Below are 266 nucleotides of genomic sequence, written 5' to 3' on the forward strand. Positions count from 1 at the left end.
AGCGCGTTGCGTCCGGCATTGGGCGAGTTTTTCCCAGATGGACACGCGTTATGCCTGGGGGGATGACGGGCGTGTCACCGTACATAACGCCGATGGCAGCCAGGAAGTGTATGTCCACGACGACCGAGCGCGATTGGTGCAGCGCATCGATCCGGACGGCGCGCAGCATTTCAAATCCTACGATGCCAAGGATCGGCTGACCGTCGAGCAAGACCCGCTGGGCGCGGTGACGGCGTATCAGTACGACGAAGCCGGACGCTTGGTGG

General features: G+C 62.4%; 1 protein-coding gene. It reads left to right on the forward strand.

Annotated elements, in window-relative coordinates; translation table 11 throughout:
• Window positions 1-266, forward strand: a 266-nt coding sequence (locus E4O98_RS10140; protein ID WP_248134888.1) for an RHS repeat domain-containing protein, incomplete at both ends; no start/stop codon positions are given.

The organism is Pseudomonas sp. W2Jun17 (genome assembly GCF_023127795.1).
GTDB lineage: Bacteria > Pseudomonadota > Gammaproteobacteria > Pseudomonadales > Pseudomonadaceae > Aquipseudomonas > Aquipseudomonas synxantha_A.